The sequence below is a fragment of the Streptomyces sp. NBC_01485 genome (genome assembly GCF_036227125.1).
Lineage (GTDB): Bacteria > Actinomycetota > Actinomycetes > Streptomycetales > Streptomycetaceae > Streptomyces.
This window is the reverse complement of the sequence record NZ_CP109435.1, coordinates 657754-682169: the sequence shown is the minus strand read 5'-3', so window position 1 is coordinate 682169 and position 24416 is coordinate 657754. Positions and strand designations below refer to the sequence as shown.

Annotated in this window: 19 protein-coding genes and 1 pseudogene; 8 read left to right on the top strand and 12 right to left on the bottom strand. The window is 71.6% G+C overall.

What is annotated here, in order from left to right; translation table 11 throughout:
• Window positions 1-331: 331 nt before the first annotated feature.
• Window positions 332-3520, top strand: a complete 3189-nt coding sequence (locus OG352_RS02775) for a glycosyl hydrolase family 95 catalytic domain-containing protein (protein WP_329213940.1) — start codon at window positions 332-334, stop codon at window positions 3518-3520.
• Between the two features lie 228 nt (window positions 3521-3748).
• Here the strand turns inward: OG352_RS02775 and OG352_RS02770 are convergent, their stop codons facing one another.
• Window positions 3749-4393 carry a TetR/AcrR family transcriptional regulator gene (locus OG352_RS02770; protein ID WP_329213937.1) on the bottom strand — a complete coding sequence of 215 codons (645 nt, stop codon included), beginning with the start codon at window positions 4391-4393 and terminating at the stop codon, window positions 3749-3751.
• A 139-nt stretch (window positions 4394-4532) separates the two neighbouring features.
• Here OG352_RS02770 and OG352_RS02765 point away from each other — a divergent pair, with 139 nt between their 5' ends.
• The gene (locus tag OG352_RS02765; RefSeq protein ID WP_329213935.1) at window positions 4533-5396 is read left to right on the top strand and encodes an SDR family NAD(P)-dependent oxidoreductase; all 864 of its coding nucleotides are present in this window, start codon (window positions 4533-4535) and stop codon (window positions 5394-5396) included.
• Window positions 5397-5408: 12 nt separating this feature from the next.
• On the opposite strand, the gene OG352_RS02760 is transcribed toward OG352_RS02765, so the two are convergent.
• Both OG352_RS02760 and OG352_RS02755 read right to left on the bottom strand, forming a co-directional pair.
• A complete protein-coding gene (locus OG352_RS02760; protein ID WP_329213933.1) occupies window positions 5409-6413 on the bottom strand; it encodes an MBL fold metallo-hydrolase in 1005 nt (334 codons plus the stop codon).
• 107 nt (window positions 6414-6520) lie between these two features.
• Window positions 6521-7450 (bottom strand): NAD(P)-dependent oxidoreductase, encoded by a 930-nt coding sequence (locus tag OG352_RS02755; protein WP_329213931.1) that lies wholly within the window; start codon window positions 7448-7450, stop codon window positions 6521-6523.
• 108 nt (window positions 7451-7558) lie between these two features.
• Here OG352_RS02755 and OG352_RS02750 point away from each other — a divergent pair, with 108 nt between their 5' ends.
• Complete coding sequence (locus OG352_RS02750; RefSeq protein ID WP_329213929.1) at window positions 7559-8155, top strand: TetR/AcrR family transcriptional regulator; 597 nt, start codon at window positions 7559-7561, stop codon at window positions 8153-8155.
• Between the two features lie 13 nt (window positions 8156-8168).
• Here OG352_RS02750 and OG352_RS02745 read toward each other — a convergent pair whose 3' ends face one another.
• The 3 genes from OG352_RS02745 to OG352_RS02735 form a co-directional block, all read right to left on the bottom strand.
• A complete protein-coding gene (locus OG352_RS02745) occupies window positions 8169-9383 on the bottom strand; it encodes a pyridoxal phosphate-dependent aminotransferase (protein ID WP_329213927.1) in 1215 nt (404 codons plus the stop codon).
• Between the two features lie 88 nt (window positions 9384-9471).
• Window positions 9472-9966, bottom strand: a complete 495-nt coding sequence (locus OG352_RS02740) for a PaaI family thioesterase (RefSeq protein ID WP_329213925.1) — start codon at window positions 9964-9966, stop codon at window positions 9472-9474.
• 16 nt (window positions 9967-9982) lie between these two features.
• The gene (locus tag OG352_RS02735; protein ID WP_329213923.1) at window positions 9983-10600 is read right to left on the bottom strand and encodes a LysE family translocator; all 618 of its coding nucleotides are present in this window, start codon (window positions 10598-10600) and stop codon (window positions 9983-9985) included.
• 115 nt (window positions 10601-10715) lie between these two features.
• Here OG352_RS02735 and OG352_RS02730 point away from each other — a divergent pair, with 115 nt between their 5' ends.
• Window positions 10716-11168 carry an Lrp/AsnC family transcriptional regulator gene (locus tag OG352_RS02730; protein WP_329213921.1) on the top strand — a complete coding sequence of 151 codons (453 nt, stop codon included), beginning with the start codon at window positions 10716-10718 and terminating at the stop codon, window positions 11166-11168.
• Between the two features lie 36 nt (window positions 11169-11204).
• Here the strand turns inward: OG352_RS02730 and OG352_RS02725 are convergent, their stop codons facing one another.
• Window positions 11205-14987: an nSTAND1 domain-containing NTPase gene (locus tag OG352_RS02725; protein WP_329213919.1), complete on the bottom strand. Its 3783-nt coding sequence runs from the start codon at window positions 14985-14987 to the stop codon at window positions 11205-11207.
• A 214-nt stretch (window positions 14988-15201) separates the two neighbouring features.
• On the opposite strand from OG352_RS02725, the gene OG352_RS02720 reads away from it, so the two are divergent.
• Entirely contained in the window at window positions 15202-15996 is a 795-nt protein-coding gene (locus OG352_RS02720) for a carbonic anhydrase (protein ID WP_329213917.1), read from the top strand.
• Window positions 15997-16055: 59 nt separating this feature from the next.
• Here OG352_RS02720 and OG352_RS02715 read toward each other — a convergent pair whose 3' ends face one another.
• Window positions 16056-16178, bottom strand: a complete 123-nt coding sequence (locus OG352_RS02715; protein ID WP_329213914.1) for a hypothetical protein — start codon at window positions 16176-16178, stop codon at window positions 16056-16058.
• A gap of 79 nt (window positions 16179-16257) precedes the next feature.
• Here OG352_RS02715 and OG352_RS02710 point away from each other — a divergent pair.
• Window positions 16258-16773, top strand: a pseudogene (locus OG352_RS02710) (hypothetical protein); the annotation flags it as partial.
• A 4-nt stretch (window positions 16774-16777) separates the two neighbouring features.
• Here OG352_RS02710 and OG352_RS02705 read toward each other — a convergent pair.
• A complete protein-coding gene (locus OG352_RS02705) occupies window positions 16778-17359 on the bottom strand; it encodes a TetR/AcrR family transcriptional regulator (RefSeq protein WP_329213912.1) in 582 nt (193 codons plus the stop codon).
• An 80-nt stretch (window positions 17360-17439) separates the two neighbouring features.
• On the opposite strand from OG352_RS02705, the gene OG352_RS02700 reads away from it, so the two are divergent.
• Entirely contained in the window at window positions 17440-18207 is a 768-nt protein-coding gene (locus OG352_RS02700) for an SDR family NAD(P)-dependent oxidoreductase (protein ID WP_329213910.1), read from the top strand.
• A 22-nt stretch (window positions 18208-18229) separates the two neighbouring features.
• Here OG352_RS02700 and OG352_RS02695 read toward each other — a convergent pair whose 3' ends face one another.
• Together OG352_RS02695 and OG352_RS02690 are read right to left on the bottom strand one after the other, a co-directional pair.
• The gene (locus OG352_RS02695) at window positions 18230-19618 is read right to left on the bottom strand and encodes a sensor histidine kinase (protein ID WP_329213908.1); all 1389 of its coding nucleotides are present in this window, start codon (window positions 19616-19618) and stop codon (window positions 18230-18232) included.
• The gene (locus tag OG352_RS02690; RefSeq protein ID WP_329213906.1) at window positions 19612-20319 is read right to left on the bottom strand and encodes a response regulator transcription factor; all 708 of its coding nucleotides are present in this window, start codon (window positions 20317-20319) and stop codon (window positions 19612-19614) included. Before OG352_RS02690 ends, OG352_RS02695 begins: the two co-directional genes overlap by 7 nt.
• A gap of 225 nt (window positions 20320-20544) precedes the next feature.
• Here OG352_RS02690 and OG352_RS02685 point away from each other — a divergent pair, with 225 nt between their 5' ends.
• Entirely contained in the window at window positions 20545-22773 is a 2229-nt protein-coding gene (locus OG352_RS02685) for an MMPL family transporter (protein WP_329213904.1), read from the top strand.
• A gap of 276 nt (window positions 22774-23049) precedes the next feature.
• On the opposite strand, the gene OG352_RS02680 is transcribed toward OG352_RS02685, so the two are convergent.
• A complete protein-coding gene (locus OG352_RS02680) occupies window positions 23050-24399 on the bottom strand; it encodes an alpha/beta hydrolase domain-containing protein (RefSeq protein ID WP_329213903.1) in 1350 nt (449 codons plus the stop codon).
• Window positions 24400-24416 lie beyond the last annotated feature (17 nt).

Sequence of the window (24416 nt, the reverse complement as noted above, 5' to 3'; positions counted from 1 at the left end):
TACGAAGGAGAAAGATCGGTGGGAGCGTACGTCATGGGCATGCCATGTATGTGAAATTATGGACTCCTGTTCGAGTCGCTCGGTACCGAACAGGAGCCTTCGCGGCCCGGGCGGACGCCTGATGGGTGAGCCGCCGAGTTCCTGGCCGCCCGGAGTCGCCGCAAGAGCCGGCGTCGAACCGGCACGCTTGACGCCCTTTGGTGCCTACCTCTAGACATCCGATCTATCATCCGGCGACGATGATCGCGCCCTCGACAGGCGTCGATGTGGCTGTCAGTTCTTCTGGAAAGAGCCGATGAAAGAGCCGATGAATGGGCCGGGAGATTTCACCGTGATCAATGAATCCCAACCGCAGCGACGAAGCGTCCTCAAGTTCGGCGGCGCCCTCGCCCTTGCACCTCTGATCACTCAGCTGGCCGGCGGAGCCCCCGTGGGACAGGCCGTCGCCGCGGGGACCGGCGGGCCGGCGGCCGTCCAGTGGCCGACCCTGTCGCGCAAGGCGCTGAAGTACTCCGTACCCGCCGTGGACTGGGAGTCGCAGGCCCTGCCGATCGGCAACGGCCGGCTCGGCGCCATGCTCTTCGCCGATCCCTACGAGGAGCGCATCCAGTTCAACGAGCAGAGTCTGTGGGGCGGCGTCAACAACTACGACAACGCTCTCGCCGGCAAGCCGGACAGCGACTTCGACACCGGGATGACCGGCTTCGGCTCGTACCGGAACTTCGGCGACGTCGTCGTCACCTTCGCTCCCCGCGCGAATCCGGTGGTCACGGCTCCGGGCGGACCGTACAGCAGCTCCTCGTCGGAGGGCGTCGACAAGTCGTACGACGGCGCCTCGAACACCAAGTGGTGCATCGAGGGGCCCGGCGCGAAGGTGCGGTGGCAGGTCGACCTGCCCGAACCTGTCGCCGTCGCGACCTACCGACTGACCAGCGCCAACGACGTGCCGCAGCGCGACCCGCAGGAGTGGACGTTCTCCGGTTCCGCCGACGGCACCACCTGGACCACGCTGGACAGCCGCACGCTGGCGGCGCCCTTCGAGAGCCGTTTCCAGACGAAGGAATTCACCTGCGCCGCTCCCGCCGCCTACCGCTTCTACCGGTTCGACTTCGTCCCCAAGGCGGGCGTCAGCCACTTCCAGGTGAGCGAGATCGGTCTGTCCGGCGTCGACTTCGGCGCGGGCGGCTCGATGTACCTGTCGTCGCCGAGCGGGCACTGCAAGGGATCCCGGAGGACGGACATCTCGCGTTCGGTGGACCGCGACCCGGCCACGGTCTGGCGGGTCGACGCCGACGCCCCGGTCGTCTGGCAGGCCGACCTGCCCCGCGCGGTCGTCGTCACCTCGTACGCGCTGACGGCGGCACCGGACCGGCCGCGGGACGACCCCCGGCGATGGACGCTCGAGGCCTCGCAGGACGGGCGTGCCTGGACGGCCCTCGACACGCAGAACCCAGGAAAGTCCTTCGCCGGCCGAGGTGAGACCCGGACCTTCCCGATCACCAACGGCACGGCCTACCGCGCCTACCGGCTCACCCTGACCCCCGGCGCGTCCTCCGGCGGCATGCAGATCGCGGAGATCGCGCTCCAGGGGCAGGGCTTCGACTCGCGCACGCAGCGGACGGTCGTCGACTACCAGCGCAGCCTGGACTTCGTGAAGGGCGTCCACGTCACCCGCTTCGGCGCGCCGGGACGGCGTGTCCTGCGCGAGGCCTTCGCCAGCCGCTCCGCCGACGTCATGGTCTTCCGGTACAAGTCGGACGGCGCCCGGGAACTCTCCGGCGCGATATCGCTGACGTCCGCACAGGACGACGCCCCGACGACCGTCGACGCCCGCGCCGGCCGGATCGCCTTCAGCGGTGTCATGGGCAACGGGCTCAAGCACACCTGCACCGTCCGGGCCGTGCACACCGACGGCGACCTGCGCGCCGACGGGTCGGTGCTCCGGTTCAGCGGCTGCACGACCCTGACCCTGTTCCTCGACGCCCGCACCGACTACAAGCTGGACGCCGCCGCCGGGTGGCGCGGACCCGATCCGCAGCCGATCGTCGCCAAAACACTCGCCAAGGCGACCGCCCGGTCCTACGACAAGCTGCGCGACGAGCACACCGCCGCGACGCGCGCCCTCATGAACCGGGTCTCGGTCGCCTGGGGCACCTCCGACGCCGCCGTCTTCGCGCTGCCGACCGACGCCCGGCTGGCGCGGTACGCGGCGGGCGGCGAGGACCCGACGCTCGAACAGACGATGTTCGACTACGGCCGCTACCTGCTGATCAGTTCCTCCCGCCCGAACGGCCTGCCCGCCAACCTCCAGGGCCTGTGGAACGACAGCAACCAGCCGGCGTGGGCCTCCGACTACCACACCAACATCAACATCCAGATGAACTACTGGGGAGCCGAGACGACGAACCTGTCGGAGTGCCATGAGGCACTCGTCGGGTTCGTCCAGCAGGTGGCGGTGCCCAGCCGCGTCGCGACCCGCAACGCCTTCGGCAAGGACACACGCGGCTGGACCGCCCGCACCAGCCAGAGCGTCTTCGGCGGCAACTCGTGGGAGTGGAACACCGTCGCGAGCGCCTGGTACGCCCAACACCTGTACGAACACTGGGCGTTCACCCAGGACATGGGCTACCTCCGCACCGTCGCCTACCCGATGATCAAGGAGATCTGCGAGTTCTGGGAAGACCAGCTGAAGGAGCGCGCGGACGGACTCCTCGTCTCGCCGAACGGCTGGTCCCCCGAGCACGGGCCGCGCGAGGACGGCGTCATGTACGACCAGCAGATCATCTGGGACCTGTTCCAGAACTACCTGGACTGCGAGGCGGCGCTCAAGGCGGATCCCGCCTACCGGGCCAAGGTCGCGGACATGCAGGCGCGCCTCGCCCCGAACAAGATCGGCAAGTGGGGCCAACTGCAGGAGTGGCAGGAGGACATGGACAGCCCCACCGACTACCACCGCCACACCTCGAACCTCTTCGCCGTCTACCCGGGCCGCCAGATCACCCCGAAGACGACTGACTTCGCGGCCGCCGCCCTCGTCTCGCTCAAGGCGCGGTGCGGCGAGAAGGACGGCGTCCCGTTCACGGCCGCGACGGTGCCGGACGACAGCCGCCGTTCGTGGACCTGGCCCTGGCGGGCGGCCCTCTTCGCCCGCCTCGGTGACGGGCAGCGCGCCCAGATCATGCTGCGCGGACTGCTGGCCTACAACACGCTGCCCAACATGTTCGGCAACCACCCGCCCTTCCAGATGGACGGCAACTTCGGCATCACGGGCGCCGTGGCGGAGATGCTCGTGCAGAGCCACGACGGCGTCGTCCACCTGCTGCCCGCCCTGCCGGACGGCTGGAAGGCCAAGGGTTCCTTCACCGGGCTCCGCGCCCGCGGCGGTTACGAGATCGACTGCGAGTGGCGCAACGGGAAGGTCACGTCCTACCGCGTCGTGGCCGACCGGGCGCGCAACCGGGGGAACGTCACCGTGCGGGTGAACGGCGTCGACAGGAAGGTGAAGCCGGCCAGGCCCTGACGCTGACGGGTGCCGACGGGTACGGCGCCGGACACCCGACCGCCCGGCATGCGTACGGCACGCCGAAGACCCCCGGAGCTGGTGCTGCTCCGGGGGTCTTCCGCATGCGCTCTGGCGTGAATGGCGACGGAAGTGACGCCTTTCATCCAGGCGTCCTGGCTCGCCGTGGCGGGCGACAGGGTCGGCCGGATGAGCGTACGGCTCAGATCTCAGGAAGAAACCGTTTTCTCAACCGCCGAGCGTGGGGTGGCCCGGCTGCTTTCCCTCACGGCACTCCGTCATCGGAGCCGCCGGTGGGAGGGGGCTCGCGCCGACGGGTGAGAGCGCGTCCAGCATGAGCGCGACATAGCGCCGCCAGCCGTCACTGTCCGGGTCCATGTTCCACAGGACGCTGATGAGCATCCCGATGATCCGTTGCATGTCGTCGGGGAGGAGATCGGCACGGATGGTGCCGGCCTGCTGTCCCCGGCGGACGAGCAGCATCAGGGAGTCGAGGAACGGGGCGGCGGCCCCCGTCGTGAGGGCGCCGGGGTTGTCCGCGGCGGCCAGGGTGTTGCGCTCGCGGGCCACCATGACCAGGGCGGCTTCCAGTAGCGTGACCAGGCCCTGTCGGGCGTCGTCACCGTCCAGCGCCTGCTCGATCGCGGGAGAGAGCTGCTCGGTGATGCTCTGCCCCAGGGCCGCCCGGACGAGCGCCTCCTTGTTGGGGAAGCGCCGGTAGAGCGTCGCGATGCCCACGCCGGCGCGGCGGGCGATCTCCTCGAGCATCGCGTCGGGGCCGCTCTCCGCGTACACCTCCCGCGCGGCCCGCAGGATCCTCTCGGAGTTTCGCGCGGCATCGGCGCGCAGCCGCCGCGCGGCATCGGGGGACATGGCGTGGACCCTACCATCCGATAGTTGACTATCACTAGACGGTACGGTTCACTCGAAACGCAAGCGATAGCTGAATATCGCTTGAGCTATTCGCCATGAGCGGCAAGTAACACAGCTGGTGATGAGAGTGAGGAACCTGATGAGCGGTGGAGTGCGGGATCTGCGGGGCAGGACGGTGGTGGTCACCGGCGCCAGTGCCGGGATCGGTGCCGCGGCGGCCCGGCTGTTCGCCGAACGGGGCGCGTCCGTGGCGGTGGTGGGGCGGTCCCGGGAGAAGACGGCGGCGATCGCGGCCCAGGTCGGCGGCACCATGCACCTGGCGGACTTCGGGTCGCTGGACTCGGTTCGCACGCTCGCCGCGGACCTGCTGGCCGCCCACGGGCGGATCGACGTCCTGGCCAACAACGCGGGCGCCATCTTCGAGGACCACCGGACCAGCGTCGACGGCCATGAGATGAACATCCAGGTCAACCACCTGGCGCCGTTCCTCCTCACGAACCTCCTCCTGGACCGCCTGGCCGAATCGCCGGACGCCCGGGTGATCAACACGGGCAGCCTCCAGTACCGCAAGGCGCACCTCGACCTGAACGACCTCAACGGCACCGGGGTCGGCTACCACAAGCTGCGGGCCTACGGGGCGTCCAAGATCGCGACGATCCTCTTCACCCGGGAGCTCGCGCACCGCATGCGGGGCACGGGTGTCACCACCTCGGCCTTCCACCCCGGCTCGGTCGCCACCGAGGTCGCCCGCGAGAACGCGATGCAAGGGAAGCTGATGAGCTCCTGGGTGGGCAAGGTGCTGCTCCTGTCTCCCGAGCAGGGCGCCGAACCCCTGCTGCACCTGGCCACCGTCGACCCGCAGTCGGTGAACGGCGCCTACTTCCACCGGCTCACCCGCGAGGAGCCCAAGAACGAGCAGGCCCGCGACCCGCACCTGGCCGGGCGACTGTGGGAGCGGTCGGCGGAGCTGACCGACCTGCCGGTACTGCCCCGGACCCGGTGAAGCGGGCGGCCGTCACTGCCGCTCGGCGGCCTCCGCGGTTGTCGGTGCCGCTGCCGGCCATGCCCGGGGATACGGCACCCGCAGGGATTCCGCGGTGACGGGCGTGTGTTCGGCGGTCGCGTGCAGCCGCCCGTCGCGCAGGGCGATCGCGCCGCTGCGGAGCATGGTGTCGACCAGCTCGGTGGCGAGTGCCTCGGGCGCCTCGCCCAGCAGCCGGGCCGCGTCGGTCAGCCAGGCCCGCACGTGCAGATAGGGCTCGACCTCGTCGGCGGGAACCCCGCCCCGGATCATCAGGGCGAAGGCGAAGATCCGCCGTGCGCCGTACCAGACCGCGCCGGCCGGGTCGTCGACGAGACGCTGGGCGCGACGTACCGCGGCGGCGAACGTGGCACTCGGGTCGGCGGGCATCGGCCCGTGCGCGGGCAGCACCGAGCGGGGCCGCAGGTCGGCCAGCCGGTGCAGGGAGGCGAGCGCGGTGGACGCCGCGTCGGGGCCGTCGAGCGCGAGGTTGACCCAGCCGACGTCGTACTCCGACAGGGCGTCGCCGACCACCAGCAGCCGCTCCTCGGGCTCCCACAGCGACAGATGGCCGGGGGTGTGTCCGGGCGTGCTGACGACCGTCCAGTCGGCGTCGCCCAGCCGCAGGACCTGCCCGTCGTGGAGCGGTTCGTCGACGGTGTAGGGGCTGACCGGCTGGTCGAGGTACTCCGCCAGGCAGCACCCCGGATCCCGCCGGGCGACGGCCCGGGCGTCCGGTACGCCGGCCGCGATGCCGGCCCCCCTGGCCTGGAGCAGCGCGTTGCCCCCGACATGGTCGGAGTGCCAGTGCGTGTTCACGACCAGCGACAGGTCCCCGGCGTGTGCGCGGACCCAGGCGGCCGTCTCCGCCGCGTGGCCGACGAACCCGCTGTCGACGAGGGCCGGTCGGCCCCCGCGCAGCAGAAGCAGGTTGGCGTCGGGAAAGGGCCTGCGCTGCCAGGTCACCCAGGCCGGGAGCTTCTGGTCTTCACCGTCCATGAACAACCTCCTTGTCAGCGTGGGCAGTTGCGCGACTCACCACTGCGCCCGGCGCCCCTTGAGCTGCTGCCGGTAGCCCCGATGGGCGTGCCGGGCCTGGACGCTCGTCAGGCCGGCGAACGGCGGGAAGTGCTCGCCCAGGTCGAGGCCGGCGGAGAAACGGGAGCGCCGTCGGTCCGGGCCTCCAGGGCGCGCAGTACGGCCACCATGTCCTCGCCGCCGTGCCCCTGCTCGACGGTCTCGCCGTAGAGGGTGTGGCAGATGTCCAGGAGCGGTGAGGCCAGGTCCGCCTTGCGGGCGGCTTCGGCGATCAGCCGGTTGTTCTTCAGGACGTCCGCGGCCGCCGCCTGGACGGTGAAGTCGCGGGCCAGCAGCTTCGGCGCCTTCACCCGGGACACGGCGCTGGCCATCGGGCCCGCGGCCAGGACGTCCTGGAGCAGGCGCTGGTCGAGGCCGTGCCGGTCGGCGAAGTGGAACGCCTCCGTCAGACCGGTCACCATCGTGATCAGGAACAGGTTCACCGAGAACTTCATCAGCAGCGCGCCCGGGACCGCACCGCAGCCGAACGTCTCCCGGCACATGGGCGCGAGCAGCGGCCGTACTGCCGTCACCGCGTCCTCGTCGCCTGCCAGCATCCCCACCAACTGCCCCTGCTCGGCCGGGACTCGGGAGCCGGAGACCGGGGCCTCGACGTAACTCCCGCCCGCCGCCCGGATGTCGTCCCGCAGTCCGGCCGAGTACTCGGCGGATGTCGTGCCCATGTGGACGACGGTGTGTCCGGCGACGCGTGCGGCGAAGTCCGGGGTGCCGCGCCCCAGGACGGTGTCGACGGCGGTCTCGTCGGCCAGCATCAGGATCACGGCGCCGGCCCGCTCGAAGACCTCGGCCGGGTCCGCCGCGACCTCCGCCCCGGCGGCGCGCAGGGGCTCGCACCGGGCCGGGGTGCGGTTGAAGACGACGAGGGGCGTCCCGGCGCGGGCGAGGTTGAGGGCCATGGGCTGCCCCATGACCCCGAGACCGATGAAACCGACGTACATGATGCGCTGCCTTCCCGCTGGCTATGACAGCCGTCATATTAGTCTTCGCTATGACCGCTGTCATAGGGTGAGGTCGGAGTACTCGCGGCACGGTGGTGGAGGTCGAACATGGCGGTGTCCGGGCGGGGGCCGCGCGAGCGGATGGTCTTCAGCGCGGCCCAGCTCATCCGGCGCGACGGGGTCGCCGCCACCGGTATGCGCGAGGTCGCCGCCCATGCCGGGGCCCCGCGCGGCTCGCTCCAGCACTACTTCCCCGGCGGCAAGGAACAGCTCGTCAACGAGGCGGTGGACTGGGCCGGCCGGTACGCGGGCCACCGCGTCGACCGCTTCCTCGCCGCACTGCCCGAGCCGACGCCCGGCGGGCTGTTCGCCGAGATGGTGCGTCAGTGGACCGACGAGTTCGAGGCCGACGGCTTCGCGGGCGGCTGCCCGGTGGCCGCCGCCACGGTGGACTGCGCGGAGTCCACGGCCTCCACGCGGGAGGCGGCGGCGGCCGCGTTCGCGACCTGGACCGGACCCGTGGCCCGCGCCTTGACGGACATGGGCGTGCCCGACGGGCGGTCCGCCGCACTCGCGACGCTCATGATCGCCGCCCTGGAGGGCGCGATCCTCATGGCCCGCGCCGAGCAGGACGTCCGCCCCCTGGCCACCGTCGCCCGGGAACTCGGCCCCCTCCTCGACGCGGCGGTGAGCAGGCGCGACTGACCAGCCCCCGCCTCTACCGGAGCGTGGCCACGAATTTCCCGAGCCGGTCGATCCCCTCGCGTAGTTCGTCGGCCGACGCGGCGTAGGAGAGCCGGACGTGGGTGTCCGCCGTGTGGACGCCGAAGTCCCTGCCCGGGGTGACGGCGACGTGTGCCTCCTGGAGCGCGCGTTCGCAGAACTGCCATGAGGTGAGTCCGGTGTCGCTGACGTCGAAGTAGATGTAGAACGCGCCGTCGGGCGGGACCGGGACCGGCAGGCCGATCCGGTCCAGGCCGTCGAGGACGAGCGCGCGCCGTTCGGCGAGTTCGGTGCGGCGGGCTTCGCAGACCGCGAGGGACTCGGGGGTGAAGCAGGCCAGGGCGGCGTGCTGGGCGGGGGCGGAGGCGCAGAGGAAGTAGTTCTGGGCCAGGCGCTCCATCGCCGGTACGAGGGCCTCGGGGACGACGCACCAGCCGAGCCGCCAGCCGGTCATGCCGAAGTACTTCGAGAAGCTGTTGATGACGACGGCGTCGGGGTCGAACGACAGCGCGCTGCGCGGCGGCCTGCCCCGGTCGTCGTGGTCGCTGAGGTCGAGGTAGATCTCGTCGACGATGCGCCACGCGCCGCGTTCGCGGGCGAGGTCGCAGATCGCCGCCAGCTCGTCCGTGGGGACCGAGGTGCCGGTCGGGTTCGACGGACTGGCGACCATGACGCCGCGCGTCGCGTCCGTCCAGTGCGAGCGCACCGAGGCGGTGTCGAGCTGGAAGCGGGTCCCGGCGGTCGTCGGAACGAGCGAGACCCGGGCGCCGAAGCTCTCGACGATCTGCCGGTTGCACGGGTAGGACGGGTCCGAGATGAGCACCTCGTCGCCGGGGTCGACGAGGGCGGCGGTGGCCAGCACGAGCGCGGCCGAGGCGCCCGCCGTCACGACGATCCGGGACGGGTCGACCTCGACGTCGTGCCGGTCGCGGTAGAAGTCCGCGATGGCCTGCCGCAGCGCCGGGAGTCCGAGGGCCGCGGTGTAGGTCATGGGCCTGCCGTCCATGACCTCGCGCATCGAGTCCAGGACGGCCGGGGGCGCGCCGAAGTCCGGCTCGCCGATGCTGAGTTTGACGACGTGGTGCCCTTGGGCCTCCAGCGCGGCGGCCTGCTTGCCGAACTCCATCGCGTAGAACGGGGCCACGGCCTGGGCGCGTCGCGAGATCCGTATGCCGCTGATGCCCCTGCTGCTCGTGCTGCTGTTGCTCATGCCGCGGCCTCCGGCTCGACGTGTCGCGTTACCCACTGCTCGGAACTCACTGCTCGGAACTCACTGCTCGGAACTCATTGCTTGGAACTCACTGCTCGGATCTCTGCACGCAGATCAGCGTCTGCTGACCGGTCGCGACGAGCGTCCTGCGGCCTTCCTGGACGCCGAAGACCTCCAGCCGGCACACGGTGAGGGTGCGTCCGGACTTCAGGACCGTCCCCACGGCCTCGATGTGGTCGCCGACGGCGGGCGCCAGAAGGTTGATCTTGTACTCCACCGTGAGCACCGAGGCCTCCTCGGGAAACACCGTGAACGCCGCGTAACCGCCCGCGCTGTCGGCGATGGCGCTGGTCGCCCCCGCGTGGAAGTAACCGTGCTGCTGGGTCACCTCGGGTCGCTGGGGGAGCACGATGTGCACACGTCCCGGCGCGATGTGCGCTATGCGCGCACCGAGATGCCCCATCAGACCCTGGCGTTCGAAACTGGCACGGACCCGCGCCTGCACCTCGGGGCTCGCCTGTTCCTGTTCCTGTTCCTGTTCCTGTTCCTGCGCCTGTTCCTGTGCCGGCTCCGGCTGTTCCATGACTCTCCTGATCCGGTTATCCGACGAGGCGTTCCACGAGCAGGAACCCGCCGATGGCGATCATCATGGCACCGCTCGTGCGGGTGACCGCGCGGGCCGCCGCGGGACGGGCCGCCAGCACGGTGCGGGCCAGTATCCCCACAGAGAAGTAGACGACGGCGCAGCTCACCATGTGCAAGGTGCCGAGCAGACCGGTCTGCGCGGCGACCGGCCAGCCCCCTGAGGGGTCGATGAACTGGGGAAACAAGGAGAAGTACAGCAGGAGCGCCTTGGGGTTGAGCCCGCTTATCCCCGCGCCCTTCAGCATGACCTGCCGGCCGGAGGCGCCCATGGTCTCCGTGGCGGCGCTGGGCGTGACCGGCCGTGCCAGGACGCCCCAGCCGAGCCACATCAGGTAGGCCGCCCCGAGCACGGTCAGCGCCGTGAGCACGGTCGCGGAGCTCGCCACGATCACCACGAGGCCGGCCACGGCGAGCAGGGTGTAACCGGCGTACCCGGCCACCAGCCCGGCCACCGCGGGGACCAGCGCCCGCTTCCGCAGTCCCGCCGAGATCGCGTAGGCCCAGTCCGCGCCCGGAGTGAAGACCAGCAGGAGGTCCACTGCCAGGAAAGCCGCGATGGTGCCTGTGTCCATGGTGAATCGATCCCTCTTCCGTTCATCTGTACGGGAGGGAAGATTAGGTGCTTTTCGAGCGAAGGTGTTTCCAAAGATTCCCCGGCCTCGCGTACCTTGGGGGATAATCTTGCTCATGGATGACCTGGACCGGAAGATTCTTGCCGAGCTGCAGTTGGACGGCCGTCTGACGGTGACCGAACTGGCCGCGCGGGTGAAGCTCAGCGTCTCGCCGTGCCACCGGCGCCTGCGCGACCTCGAACGCACCGGCGCGATCAGCGGCTACCGCGCGGTGGTGGATCCGGCCGCCGTCGGCCTGGACTTCGAGGCCCTGGTGTTCGTCACCCTGCGCTGGGAGGACCAGGACACGGTGACCGCCTTCGAGCGGGCCGTGGCCGAGGTCCCGTTCGTGGTGCAGGCCCAGCGCCTCTTCGGCGAGACCGACTACCTCCTGCGCGTGGTCACCGCCGACCTGACGGCCTTCCAGCAGTTGTACGACGGGCGGTTGGCCGTGCTGCCGGGAGTGCAGCGCCTGACGTCCACCCTGGTCATGAAGCACGTCGTCAACAACCGCCCGCTGCCTGCGTAGCTCCCTGGAAGTCCTGCTCACGCTTCACCCGGCGCGTCAGCCGCCGCACACCTTGCGGTACGGCACATCGGGTACGTACGTGTCCCACTGAGCCCTGGTCAGGTCCGTGCCGCCGGTGCGGGCGCAGACGAGGGTGACGGCCCGGGCGGGGTCGATGGTGTAACGCTGGAGCGGGACGTGGGTGCCGGCCGCGTACAGGGTGGTGCTGTCGGAGCTGAAGGCGAGGGAGCCGACGGGCTCGCCGGGGGTGGTGAGAGGCCCGCCGAGGGGCTGACGGGTGGCGGTGTCCCAGAGCTGGAGGGTGCCGGCGTCGCCGCCGACGGCGAGGGTGCGGCCGTCGGGGCTGAGGGCGAGGGCGCTGACCGCTTCGGGGTAGTCGCCCAGGGGGGCGGGGAAGACGTTGCGCAGGACTCCGGCGCGGTGCTGGACGCTCGCGTCCCACAGCGTGACCCGGCCGGTCTCGTCCCCCGCCGCCAGACGGGAGCCATCGGGGGCGAAGGCGAGGGCGCCGATCCCCTCGCCCTCGACCAGGTCGGGTGTGCTGAACTTGCCGGACGGCAGGCTCACGGCGCGGTTGTCGCCGACGAGGAGTCCACCGTCGGGGCGGACCGCCAGACGGCTGCCGGTCGCCGCCGGGAAAACGGCGGTGCGCCGGTGGCGTTCGGTGTCCCATACCTCGTTGCTCAGGGAGCCGAGAGGCGCGCGGACGGCGTACAGGGTGCGGCCGCCGGGGCCCAGGCCGAGGGCGACCGCGGCTCCGTCGGCCGATGGTGTCGCCATGTCCAGCGTGGTCTGCTCGCGGCTGCGGGTCAGGTCCCAGACCGTGAAGCGCTGGGGAGCGTCGTCCCGTCCGGGGGCGGAGACGCCGTAGGCGAGGGTGGTGCTGTCGGGGCTGAACGCCAGCAGGGCCAGCGTGTCGGACGGCGCGATCGGCTCGGCCGGGTCGGGCGAAGAGGGCAGGGGCGGGGCCGGCAGGGTCCGGGTCACCTGGCCGTCGCGGGTGTCGCGGAGCTGGATCCGGTAGGTGTCGCCGGTGCGTTCGGCGGTGGCGAGGGTGCGCCCGTCGGGGCTGAGCAGCACCGTGTCCAGCGGCTGGTCGGCCCAGGCGGAGGTGACGGCCGCCCCGAGGTCGAGGGTGTGGACGGTGCCGCCTTCGAGGTAGCGCAGAAGAGGCCGGCTGGGGTCCCAGGCGATTCCTCGGTAGAGCCGCTGGTTGTCGAGGGCGTGCCGCAGGACCGGTGCGGTGGTGTCCGACAGCCGCCACACCTTGATCTCGCCGCTGTCCGCGGTCGCGAGGAAGGCGCCGTCGTCGCTGAAGGCGGCGGCCGTCACGCCCGGGGTGGCGAGGTCGGCGATCCGACGCCCCGACGCGGTGTCCCAGACATGGACCCCGGTGTCGGTGACGGCGGCGAACCGGGTGCCGCCGCTGAACACCAGCGCCGAGCGGTCGTCGTCGTGGCAGAGTGCGCCCGCGTGCTCCCAGGCGCCGGGCAGCGTGCGGTGGTGGGCGAGGTCCCAGACCTGGAGGGGCTTCCCGGTGGGGCAGACGGCCACCGTCCGGCCGTCCGCGCTCGGGGCGACGTCGGCCGGGGTGGGCGCCCGGGTCTCGAACAGCAGCCGGCCGTCCGTGACGGAGCGCAGCCACACCCGGTCGTCGCCCACGCTGTCCGCGATGTAATCGCGTCCGCCGACGCCGAACTCCACGGTCCCGGTCGTCGGCGCGGGCGCACCGGTCCACCGTCCGGCGGCCGTGTCCCACAACCGTACGCCGCCGTCGTCCCCGGCGATCGCGATCACCCGGCCGTCCGGGGCGGCCGAGAGGACCTGACCGGCCGGCAGCCGGCCCGAGGCGATACGGCGGTGGCCGGCCACGTCCCAGGTCTGCCAGGTGCGGCCGTCGACGCTGAGCAGGGTGCGACCGGAGCCGGTGAGGAAACGGGTGGGGCTGTCCCCCGGCGCGGGGTCGGTGAAGTTGTCCGTCGCGGGCTGGGCGAGGGCGCCGAGCAGGGCCCGGCGGGTCTCGGGCAGCCGGGAGACGCGCCAGGCGGCGACGCCGAGCAGTTGGGCGGTGCGCGGGTCGGTGGTGCGCAGCGAGTCGGACACCTCGGCGATGTTGCGGGCCGCGTCGTCGGTGCCGCGGCGCTCGTTGTCGGCGTGCTGCCGCCAGGCGACCAGACCGGCGACCAGCGCCACCACGAGGACCGCCGAGAGCGTGGACACGAGGGCTCGGGACCGGCGCACGGCACGGGTGGCGGCCCGGCACTCGGCCGCCCGGGTCTCGAACGCGGCGACGAGGAAGGACCGTTCCACCGCGGTCAGCGCGAGGTCGGTCGCGTACTGGGGGAAGAGTTCCTCGGCGCGGGCCAGCCGGGTGCCCCGGTACAGCGCGCCGGGATCACGGTCGTGCTCCAGCCAGGCGCGGGCGGCCTCCGTCAGGGCGCGGTGGTGGCGCAGCCGTTCGCGGTCCTCCTCGATCCAGCCGCGCAGCCGGGGCCAGCAGGTGATCAGCGCTTCGTGGGCGAGCTGCACGCCCTCCTCGTCGGAGATCAGCAGCCGGGCGCGGGTCAGCCCCTCGACCACCACCGCGACCGAGGGGTCCGTCCACTCGTCGAGTTCGGCCCGGGTCAGCGGGCGCCGGGTGTCGGGGGTGCCCTGCCCGGGCTCGACCATCCGCAGCAGCAGTTGCCGGGCGGCGCGCGTCTGCGCCTCGGAGAGCTGCCCGTAGGCGTCCTCGGCGGTCGCCGCGATGGCGCCCCGCACCCCGCCGGCCGCCTGGTACGCGGCCAGGGTGAGCATGCGGCTGCGGCGGCGGCGCCACGTTTCCAGCAGGGCGTGCGACAGCATCGGCAGTCCGCCGGGCTCGTCCAGCACCTCCTCGACGATCCGCGTGGTCAGCTCCCGCTCCACGATGAGCCCGGCCGCCTGCGCGGGTTTGATCACCACGTCCCGCAGTTCGTCCGCGCTCATCGGCCCGACCAGCAGCCCGGCCCCGCACAGCGCCTCCGCCAACTCCCGGTGCTCGGCGCAACGCGGGTAGAAGTCGGCGCGTACGGCGATGAGCACCTTCAGCCGGCTCCGGGGGTCCCGGGCGGCGAGCAGCAGGTCGATGAAGCGGCTCCGCTCCGCCTTGTCCCGGCAGAGGGTGAAGACCTCCTCGAACTGGTCGACCACCACCCAGCTCTCAGGCTCGCCCTCCGCGGGGGCCAGCAGATGCCCGTACGTCTCGGCCGGCCGGGCCCCCGGGGTGAACACCCGCAGCGCCGCCGGCCGCCCCCGGCTCGCGATCTCCTCCCGCAGCCGGGGAATCAGCCCGGCCCGCAGCAACGACGACTTCCCGCTGCCCGACGCCCCGAACACCACCGCGAACCGACGCCCGCACAGCAGCTCGCTGAGTTCCCGGACCAGCCGGTCCCGCCCGAAGAACAGCTCACGGTCGCTCGGCTCGAACCGCGCCAGCCCGCGGTACGGCGGCGTCGCGTCCTCGTCGTCCCGCGGTACCTCCGCGACCTCCGACTCCGCTTCCTTCCAGCGCGCCTCCCACTCCCCGGGGTCGCCGCCGCACGCCCGCACGTACGCCTGGACGACGGGGAGCGACGGCAGCCGCTCCCCGCCCGCCGCCTTTGACAACGTTGCCGCGGTGAACTCGGCCCCCTCCGCCATGGTCCGGTACGACGGCCCTCCGGCGGCCCGGCGCAGCTCCCGCAGCTCATGGGCGAGCCGCTGTACCGGTCCTGCCGCCGGATCGACCGGCCTCTCCGGACGCCCCACGAGGTCCACCCCACTTCCGTACAACTCCCGCGCAGCGGATGAAAACGTCATTCAAGGACGATCAACATACGTTCCACACCGATCGGACGTCACCCGATTCCGGCGAGATGTGGCCTTGATGACAGCGGCGGGGGGCACGTCTCGCGGAATTGAATCCCCTGGCGAAAGGGGCATGAACATCAACTTCCGGGCTGCCAGCCTCAACGGATCTACACAGATGAGTCTGACGGACGAGTCTGTACGGCTTCGGAAGGAAGAAAGATTCATGAGCAGCATCGGGCAACCGCAGCGCAGGGCCGTACTCACCGGAGGACTGCTGGCCGGCGCGGCCCTGATCACCGGCTGTTCGTCGAAGGCGGACGGTACGGAGTCGGCGACGGCGGCGAAGCCGACGAATTCTCCGTCCCCGTCCCCGTCCCCGTCCCCGTCCCCGTCCCCGTCCGCGAGTGCGGCGCCCGACTCTCCCTGGGGCGCGTTCGCGCGGCTGATGGAGGGCAACAAGCGCTGGGTGAACGGGACCCTCCAGCACCCGGACCGGGATCCCGTCCGCCGCCGGTTCGTCGCCGAGGCGCAGGATCCCTACGGCGTGATCCTCTCGTGCATCGACTCCCGGGTGCCGCCGGAGCTCCTCTTCGACACCGGGCTCGGCGACCTGTTCGTGCTGCGCACCGGCGGCGGTGCGGTGGGGCCGGTGGTCACCGGTTCCGTCGAGTACGGCCCCATGACGTCGGGGACCCCGCTGATCGTCGTGCTCGGGCACCAGCGCTGCGGCGCGATCAAGGCGGCGTACGGAGCGCTGCGGGACGGCAAGACGCTGCCGGGCAACCTGCAGGCGATCTCCGACGCGCTGCGTCCGGCGTACCAGGCGAGCCTCAAGGTGAAGTCCGACGACCCGGTCGACGCCATGACCCGCGTCCACATCAAGCAGACCTCCGCCGCCCTGCGCTCCAACCGGGACCTCGCCCCGTTCGTGAAGAAGGGCGACCTGGCCGTCGTCAGCGCCTACTACTCGCTCGACACCGGCCGGGTGGAAGTCCTGACCGGCGCGCCCTCGGCCTGACGGCCCACCCCGCCGCGTCAGCTCCCCGGCCGTGCAGTGCAGGCGCCCGGCCGGGGAAGTCACGTGGGCACCCGGCGCTTGTCGACGACCGCGCGGTGGCCGCGGATCGCGCTCGCGTGTGAGAGGCCGCGCAGCCGCCGGTGGCACGGCGGGACGAGGCCCTGAACGTCTGCAACAGACACGGCACCGCACTGTCGTGGTCTTCCGAAACGGAGATGTCCCCCCATGACAGCCACTGTCGAACTGACCGCCCATTCCGAGTTGCTGGCTCCGCACGTCAACCTCGCGCGCGGGTGGAACACCCAGCTCGACGTCACCCGCGGCCGCCTCTTCTACGACGGCACCCTCACCGAGACCTCCTACCGGGCCTGGCTGGACCGCTGGGCGGTCGGGTTCGTGGTGCTGCCCGCCGCCGAGCCGGACCGTTACGGGATGGCCGAGGCGGACCTGGTGCGCAGCCGGCCCGCGTGGCTGGAGCCGATGTGGAACGACGCGCACTGGACGGTGTACCGGGTGCGGGACGCGGTGCCGCTGGTGTCGGCGCCCGCGGGCGTCGTCCGCACCTCGGTCGCCGAGCTGGACGTGCGGATGCCCGAGCCCGGTTCGGTGACCGTACGGGTCGCGTACTCGCCGTGGCTGCACGCCGAGGGCGGCTGCCTGCGGCAGCAGGGCGAGTTCACCCGCCTCACCGTCGACACACCGGGGGTGTACCGCATCTCCTCCGGATACCTCTCCGGGTACGGCGCGTCGTCGTCCTCGGATCCGGGGCGGTGCTGAGAGGTCAGGTCCGCTCCGCCCGCCCCCGGTCGGTGAAGAGGGCCCGGTGCAGCATCGTGCGGACGCGGTCGTCCGTCCGCTCGCGGTGGACGAGGTCGTTGTCCGCCATCGCGCCCGCCGCCATGGGGAAGGCCAGCATCAGATCCCGGACGTCGACGTCCGGGTGGACGAACCCGGCCGCGCGGCCACGTTCGAGGTGCGGCCGGAAGGCGGCCACGGTGCGGACGGACAGGCCGGTCAGCCACTCGACGTCCGCGCCGGACAGGGCGTGCGCGAGGCTCCGGTTGTCGCGCTGCTGGTCGAGCACGAAGTCCAGCAGGCGCACGACACCGTCCGGACGCTCGCCGAGCCCGGCGGCGTGCTGCTCGATGCGCGCGACGTTGTCCTCGTAGACCGTCGCCACGAGTTCCTGCCGGGTGGCGAAGTTGCGGTAGATCGTGGTCCGGCTGACGTCGGCGGCGCGGGCGATCTCCTCGAACGCGACGTCGGGCCCGTGCTCGGCGAACGCCCGGCGGGCGGCCGTCAGCAGCCGCTCCCGGTTGCGGGCGGCGTCGCGCCGTTTCGTGCGCTGGGCGTCTTCTGACATGCGTCGCAGACTACTGGTCATTATCCGTACACGCATGTACGTTTCTGGGGACAGGCACCCCAGCCCGAAGGAGATTGCAGATGGAAGGCCTCGAGAACAAGGTCGTCGTCCTCGCCGGCGCAGGTGGGCTCGCCACCGCGACGGCGAAGATCCTGGGCGCCGGCGGTGCCACGATCGTGGTGAGCGACGTCGTCGAGGCCTCGGCCGAGGCCACGCTGGCCGCCGCCCGCGCCGCCGGCGGGGAAGGCGTCGCCATGGTCGTCGACATCTCGGACGAGGACCAGGTCAAGAGCCAGATCGACCGGGCGATGAAGGAGTACGGGCGGATCGACGGACTCTTCAACGTGGCCGCCAACATCCATCCGGACGAGGTCGCCAAGGACACGAACGTCGTCGACATCGACCTGGCCGCCTGGCAGCGCACGATCGACGTCAACCTCACGGGCTATCTGCTGACCCTCAAGCACGCCCTGCCCCACATGATCGCGGGCGGCGGCGGCTCCGTGGTGAACACCGTGTCCGGCGCCGTCTACGCCGGGATGTCGGACAAGGTCGCCTACTCGGTGACGAAGGCCGGGATCACCGCGCTGACCCGGCATGTCGCCCGCAAGTACGGCAAGGACGGAGTGCGTGCGAACTGCGTCGCGCCCGGCCTGGTGCTGACGGAGGCGACGAAGCTGAACCTCCCCGAGGAGTTCCGCGACATGATCCTCACGGGCACACCGGCGGTGCGGCACGGTGAGCCCCGGGACATCGGCGCCACCGTCGCGTTCCTGCTGTCCGACCTGTCGGAGTGGACCAACGGCCAGGTCCTGTGCGTCGACGGCGGCACCTCGATGCGCGCCTAGGACGGTCCGGGGCGCGCCCCGCTCACCGGGCGGGCAGGGTCACCTCGACCAGGGTGCCGCCTCCCGGCGGGCTCTCGACGCTGACGGCGCCGCCGTGCAGGTCGGCGACGGCCGCGACGATGGAGAGGCCGAGACCGCTGCCGCCGCGAGCCCGGCTTCGGCTCTTGTCGGCGCGGTAGAAGCGGTCGAAGACATGGGGGACGGCGTCGGCCGGGATGCCGGCGCCCTCGTCGCGGACGCGCAGAACGGCCTGGTCCTCCGCCGTCGACAGCTCGACCGCGCAGGCCGCCTCCGGTGGCGTGTGCATCCGCACGTTGGCCAGCAAGTTGGCGACGACGCCCCGCAGTTGGGCCTCGTCGCCCCACACCGTCACGTCCGGGGCCACGGCGACCGTCCAGGGGCGGGCCGGCTCGACGGCGGCGGCGTCGCGGCAGGACTCGGCGACCACCCGGCTGAGGTCGACGGGTTCGAGGTCGTCCGGGTCGTCCTCGTCGAAGCGGGCCAGCATCAGCAGCGACTCCACGAGCCGCGTCATCCGGTGCACCTCGGCCAGCATGCGTTCCACCGCCTCGTCGACCGCCCGCGTGTCGGGCAGCGCACCGCGCTGGTAGAGCTCGCCGTAACCGCGGATCGACTGCAACGGGGTGCGCAGTTCGTGCGAGGCGTCCGCGACGAACTGCCGCAGCCGCTCCTCCGAGGCGTCGCGGGCGGCGAGCGCGGTGTGGATCTGGTCCAGCATCCGGTTGAGGGCGTCGGCGAGCCGCCCCACCTCGGTCTTCGGCGCGATGCGGGCGTCCACCAGACGCGGGGCGAAGTCCCCGGCGGCGACACGGTCCGCGGTGCGCGCGGCGTCCTCCAACGGGCGCAGCGAACGCCGTACGACCAGGACGCCTAGCACGCCGAGGACGACGTCGGCGAGCAACTGGACGGCCACGACCACGTGGACGGCACGGCGGACCGCTGCCTCCGTCGAGGCGGTGTCGACGGCGGCCACGGCTGTCCGCCCGTCCGCGAGCCGCGTGGTGAGGAGCCGGTACTCGTCATGAGCCGCCGACGTGTCGCCCGGCACGGTCACCGGCGTGCCGGCGGGCGGCGGCGGATCCGGATAGCGCGGGCCCGGACCCTGGGGGCGCTGATCGCCGTCGAGCAGGGTGGCGTACAGATCTCCGCCGAACTTGACCCATCCGTAGCCGACGCCGCGGCTGCCCGGCATCTCGGCGCCGACGGAGTCGCCGGTGGCCATGCCGGCGGTCGTCGCGGTCAGCCGGTGGTCGAGCTCCTCGTACAGCGAGGAGCGCAGGAAGGAGAACACCACGACGCTCGTCACCGTCAGCACACCGTTGAAGAGGACGATGAGCAGGATGCTGATCCGGGTCCGCAGCGGCCGGTTCCGCCACCAGCCCTTCAGCACTCCGTGGCCCTGAGGCTGTACCCCACGCCGCGATGGGTGTGGATCAGCCGCTCCCCCTGACCGTCGACCTTGCGGCGCAGATAGCTGATGTAGGTGGCCACCACCGTGTCGTCGCCGTTGAAGTCGTACGACCACACGTGCTCTAGGAGCCGGGCCCGGGTGATCACCTTGCCCTGGTGCAGCATCAGGTACCGCAGGAGCCGGAACTCGGTGGGGGAGAGGTCGATGAGGGCACCGGCCCGGCGCACCTCGTGGGTCAGGGTGTTGAGGGTGAGGTCGGCGACCCCGAGTGTGGGGTCGCTCGGGCGGTGCGCGCGGGTGCGGCGCAGGACGGCGCCGATGCGGGCGGCGACCTCGTCGAGACCGAAGGGCTTGGTGATGTAGTCGTCACCGCCCGCGCTGAGCCCCCGGACGAGATCCTTGCGCGTGTCGCGGGCGGTGAGGAAGACCACGGCGACCGGCAGCCCGTCGGCGCGCAGCCGGTTGAGAACCTCGAAGCCGTCGCTGTCAGGCAGCATGATGTCGAGCAGCACCAGGTCGGGCAGGAACTCCCGGGCCAGGGTCAGCGCCTCGCGGCCGGTGGCGGCGGTGCGCACCTCGTACCCGACGAACCGCAGGAACCGGGCGACGGTGTCCACGATCGCCGGTTCGTCGTCGACCACCAGCAGCCGCCCCCGCGCCCGCGGCTCCTCGTCGTTCATCGGTGCTGCCTCTCCGTGCAGGTCATGCCGTCGTCTCGTGATCAAGGGTGCCCGACGGCCGGGGCGCCTTCCATGGGAGTTCCGTGTGAGAAGCGTCCCGGACGGGGCCGAACGGCGCTCACGGGCCGGGACGGCTCATAGCGTCGCCGTTGTCGGGCCCCGCGTCTTCTCCACTCCACGTGTGTCGGGCCCTCCCGTCTGCGCGCTCACCTCCAGGGAGTTCTCTTGTCCACGTTCCTGTACCGCCTGGGGAGGTTCTCCTACCGGCGCAAATGGACGGTGATCATCGGCTGGCTGGTCGTGCTGTGCGCCCTCGGCGCGTCGGCCGCCACCCTGATGAAGCCGTTCACCTCCTCCACCAGCATCCCGGGAACCGAGGCCCAGAAGGCCTCCGACGTCCTGGGCAGGGAGTTCCCGTCGGGCAGCGACGGCATCACCGGGCAGATCGTCTTCCGCGCGCCCCAGGGCCAGACGGTGACGGCCGGTCCGGCGGGCGACGCGATCCGCACCGCCACCGCCCGGATCGCCAAGACACCCGGCGTGCAGTCCGTGACCACTCCCTCGGCCGCGGCGGGCAACGTCTCCCGCGACGGCCGCACCGGCATAGGCCAGGTCACCTTCACCGCGGAGAAGTCCGCCGACATCAGCGCGACCTCGGTCAAGGAGATCGAGGCGGCGGCGGAGCAGGCACGCTCCGGCGGGCTGACGGTGGCCCTGGGCGGCCGGGCGTTCGACCCCGTGGAGTCGGCCGCCGGGGGCGCCGGTGAGGCGGCCGGCATGCTGATCACCCTGATCGTCCTGATCCTGGTGTTCCGCTCGCTGCGCGCCGCCGTCGTCCCGCTGGCCATGGCCGTGGTCGGGGTCGCGCTGGGCGTCCTGGCCCTGCTGACGCTCACCAGCGTCGTCGACATGGACAGCACCGCGCTGATGCTCGCCCTGATGCTGGGCCTGGCCGTCGGCGTGGACTACGCGCTGTTCATCGTCTCCCGGCACCAGACGCAGGTCAGGGACGGCATGGACCCGGAGGAGTCCGCGGGCCTCGCCGTGGGCACCGCCGGCTCGGCCGTGCTGTTCGCCGGCGCGACGGTGGTCATCGCGCTCGCCGCCCTGACCGTCGTACGCATCCCGTTCCTCGCCGTCATGGGACTCGGCGCCGCCCTCACCGTCGTCGGCGCGGTGGTGCTGGCGCTCACCCTGCTGCCCGCCGTGCTGGGCCTGCTCGGCCCGCGCATCGCCTTCAGCCGGATCCCGGCGCTGCGCAGGTCCGCGCAGCGCTCGCTGGACAAGCAGCGCTCCGGTGCGGTCGGCGCGGGCGTGCGCTGGGCGCGGCTGATGGACCGGCGTCGCTGGGCCGTCCTGCTGCTGGGCCTGGTCGGCCTCGGCGTGCTGGCCGTGCCCGCCGCCGATCTGCGGCTCGGGCTGTCGCTGCCCAGCACCAACGCGGAGGCCGTCCGCGCGCAGAAGATGACCGACGACGCGTTCGGCCCCGGCTACAGCGGCACGCTGGTCATCCTGGTCGAGGGCGACGGGGCCAAGGCCACCGAGTCCGCGGCCAAGGAGATCGCCCAGGTCGCGGCCGGTCTGCCGGACGTCGCCTCGGTGGCGCCCGCCCGGCTCAGCGCCACCGGGAACGCGGCCTTGGTCGGCGTCGTACCGCGGAGCGGTCCCCAGGACGAGCGCACCGAGCAGCTGCTGCACGACATCCGGGCCGCCCGCGACGGCATCGAGAAGTCCACGGACTCGGAGATCAACGTCACCGGCTCCACCGCCGTCAGCATCGACGTCGCCGCGAAGCTCACCGAGGCGCTGCCCGTCTACTGCCTGGTGGTCATGGGCCTCGCGGTCCTGCTGCTGACCCTGGTGTTCCGCTCGATCGCCGTGCCGCTGAAGGCCGCGCTGGGCTTCCTGCTGTCGCTCGGCGGCTCGCTGGGCGTCCTGGTCGCCGTCCTGCAGTGGGGCTGGCTGTCCTCCGTGCTCGGCACCCAGGCGAGCCCGACCATCATCAGCTTCCTGCCGATCCTGCTGATCGGCATCCTGTTCGGCCTCGCCATGGACTACGAGGTCTTCCTCGTCTCCCGGATGCGCGAGGAGTACGCGCGGGGCAAGGCTCCGGTGGCGGCCATGGTGGACGGCTTCGGCCACGGCTCGAAGGTCGTCACCGCGGCGGCGGTCATCATGGTGAGCGTCTTCGGCTCCTTCGTCTTCGCCGACATGCAGATCACCAAGGGCATGGGTCTGGCCCTGGCGGTCGGCGTCCTGCTCGACGCGTTCGTCGTCCGGATGTGCCTGGTGCCGGCCGCGATGTCCGTGCTCCAGCACGCGGCCTGGTGGCTGCCGCGCTTCCTGCACCGGGCGCTGCCGCACGTCGACGTCGAGGGCGAGAAGCTGACCCGTCAGCTGGCGGGTCCGGCGCAGGCCGACCGGGACAGGGACCTGCTCACGTCCCACCGGTAGGACCGGTAGGACCGGTAGGACCGGTAGGACCGGTAGGACCGGTAGGACGTAGGACCGGTAGGACCGGTAGGACCGGTAGGACCGGTAGGACCGGTAGGACGTAGGACCGGTAGGACCGGTAGGACCGGTAGGACCGGTAGGACCGGTAGGACGTAGGACCGGCAGGACCGGCAGGACCGGCAGGGCTGTGCATGAACGGCGGCGGGAAGGGGCGTACTTCACCCGTTTCCGCCGCCGTTCGGCTTCCGCTGGGGAATCCCGCTCACCGGATCCCGCTCACGGGATCTCGATCTCCCGCGCCTCGCGCCGCAGATCCTCGGCGTCCTCCGCGAGGTACCAGCCCTCGCCGATCAGCTCGTCCAGACGGTGGTCGAAGCGCTGGAGGTAGTCGGCGGAGTCCCGGTACAGCTCCCGCAGCTTCGGCGCGTCGAACGGCTCCTCGCTGCCGATCGTCAGATAGCTCGGAGTGCCGTCCGGGTTGGTCGGGTTGGGCCGGTACGTGGAGTGCGGCACGTCCAGTTGGGCGCTGCGCACCCCGCCCCGGGTGTTGCCGTGCTCGTCGAGGACGAAGTAGCCGTCCGGGCCCACCTCCAGGCGGTCGGCGCGGGGCGGCACGGTGCCGTTCGCCACCCACTCGACCAGGTGGTGCAGGCCCATGTTGAACAGCTCGAAGTGGGGCAGGCTGTTCATCTTCGGGCCGAAGGAGACGTCGTCCGCCGGGAAGGTCGCCTTCCACAGGGACACGTCGTTGTAGGGCGCGTAACGGGTGCCCATGTGGGGGATGCCGGCGAGTTCGTAGAGGCGGAACCGGTCGCCGGGCTTGTCGCTGTCGTCGCGGCGGTACTTGCGTCCCTCGTGCCCGGGGACGAACGAGTACGAGGGCACGGAGACGTCTCCGTCGCTCATGACCTGCACGACCGGTACGTCGACGTCGTGGAAGGCGTCGAGGGGGAAGCCCGACGGGAAGAAGCCGTCGTAGACGGACGAGCCGTCGGCCAGGCGCAGTACGTCGTGGGCGTCGCCGGTGAAGGCGGTGGTGACCCAGCCGGTCTGCGAGTGTCCGGCGAGGACGACCTGGGCCGGCTCCGCGCCCGCGAACGGTCCCTCGGGCGATCGGAGGGCGGCGCCGACCTGGGCGAGGATCGTGCTCGTCGCCCGGTTGCGGCGCCGCAGCTCGCTGAAGAACACCCTCGACGCCTCGCGGTCTCCGAGGTTCGCGTTCATGTCGAAGTCCGCGCTGTCGGGACCCTCGATGTGCAGGGACTCGTAGCGCTGCGCGTTGGACGCCTTCACATGCAGGTCCAGCGTGGTCTTCTGCGCGGTGATCTCCACCCACGCATGGCCCGACCGCAGGATGTAGGGGCCGCTGTAGATCCAGATCGGCGCGATGCCGTGGACGTGCAGCGGCTCGGCGATCACGGTGCCGCTGAAACGCGCCCGGTCCCGGGGGCGTCGTACGAGCACCGTCGTCGCGTAGGAGTGGCCGTCCTCCTCGCCGGTGGCGATCCACTCCTCCTCGACGTAGTCGTAGGTGTCGAGGGAGGGCACGTGGGTGCCGTAGGGGGCGAACGTCGCCGAGCCGTCGTCCGGCGATCGGCGCAGTACTGCGGGGGTCACGGTTTCCATGACGCTCCTTGCGGGTG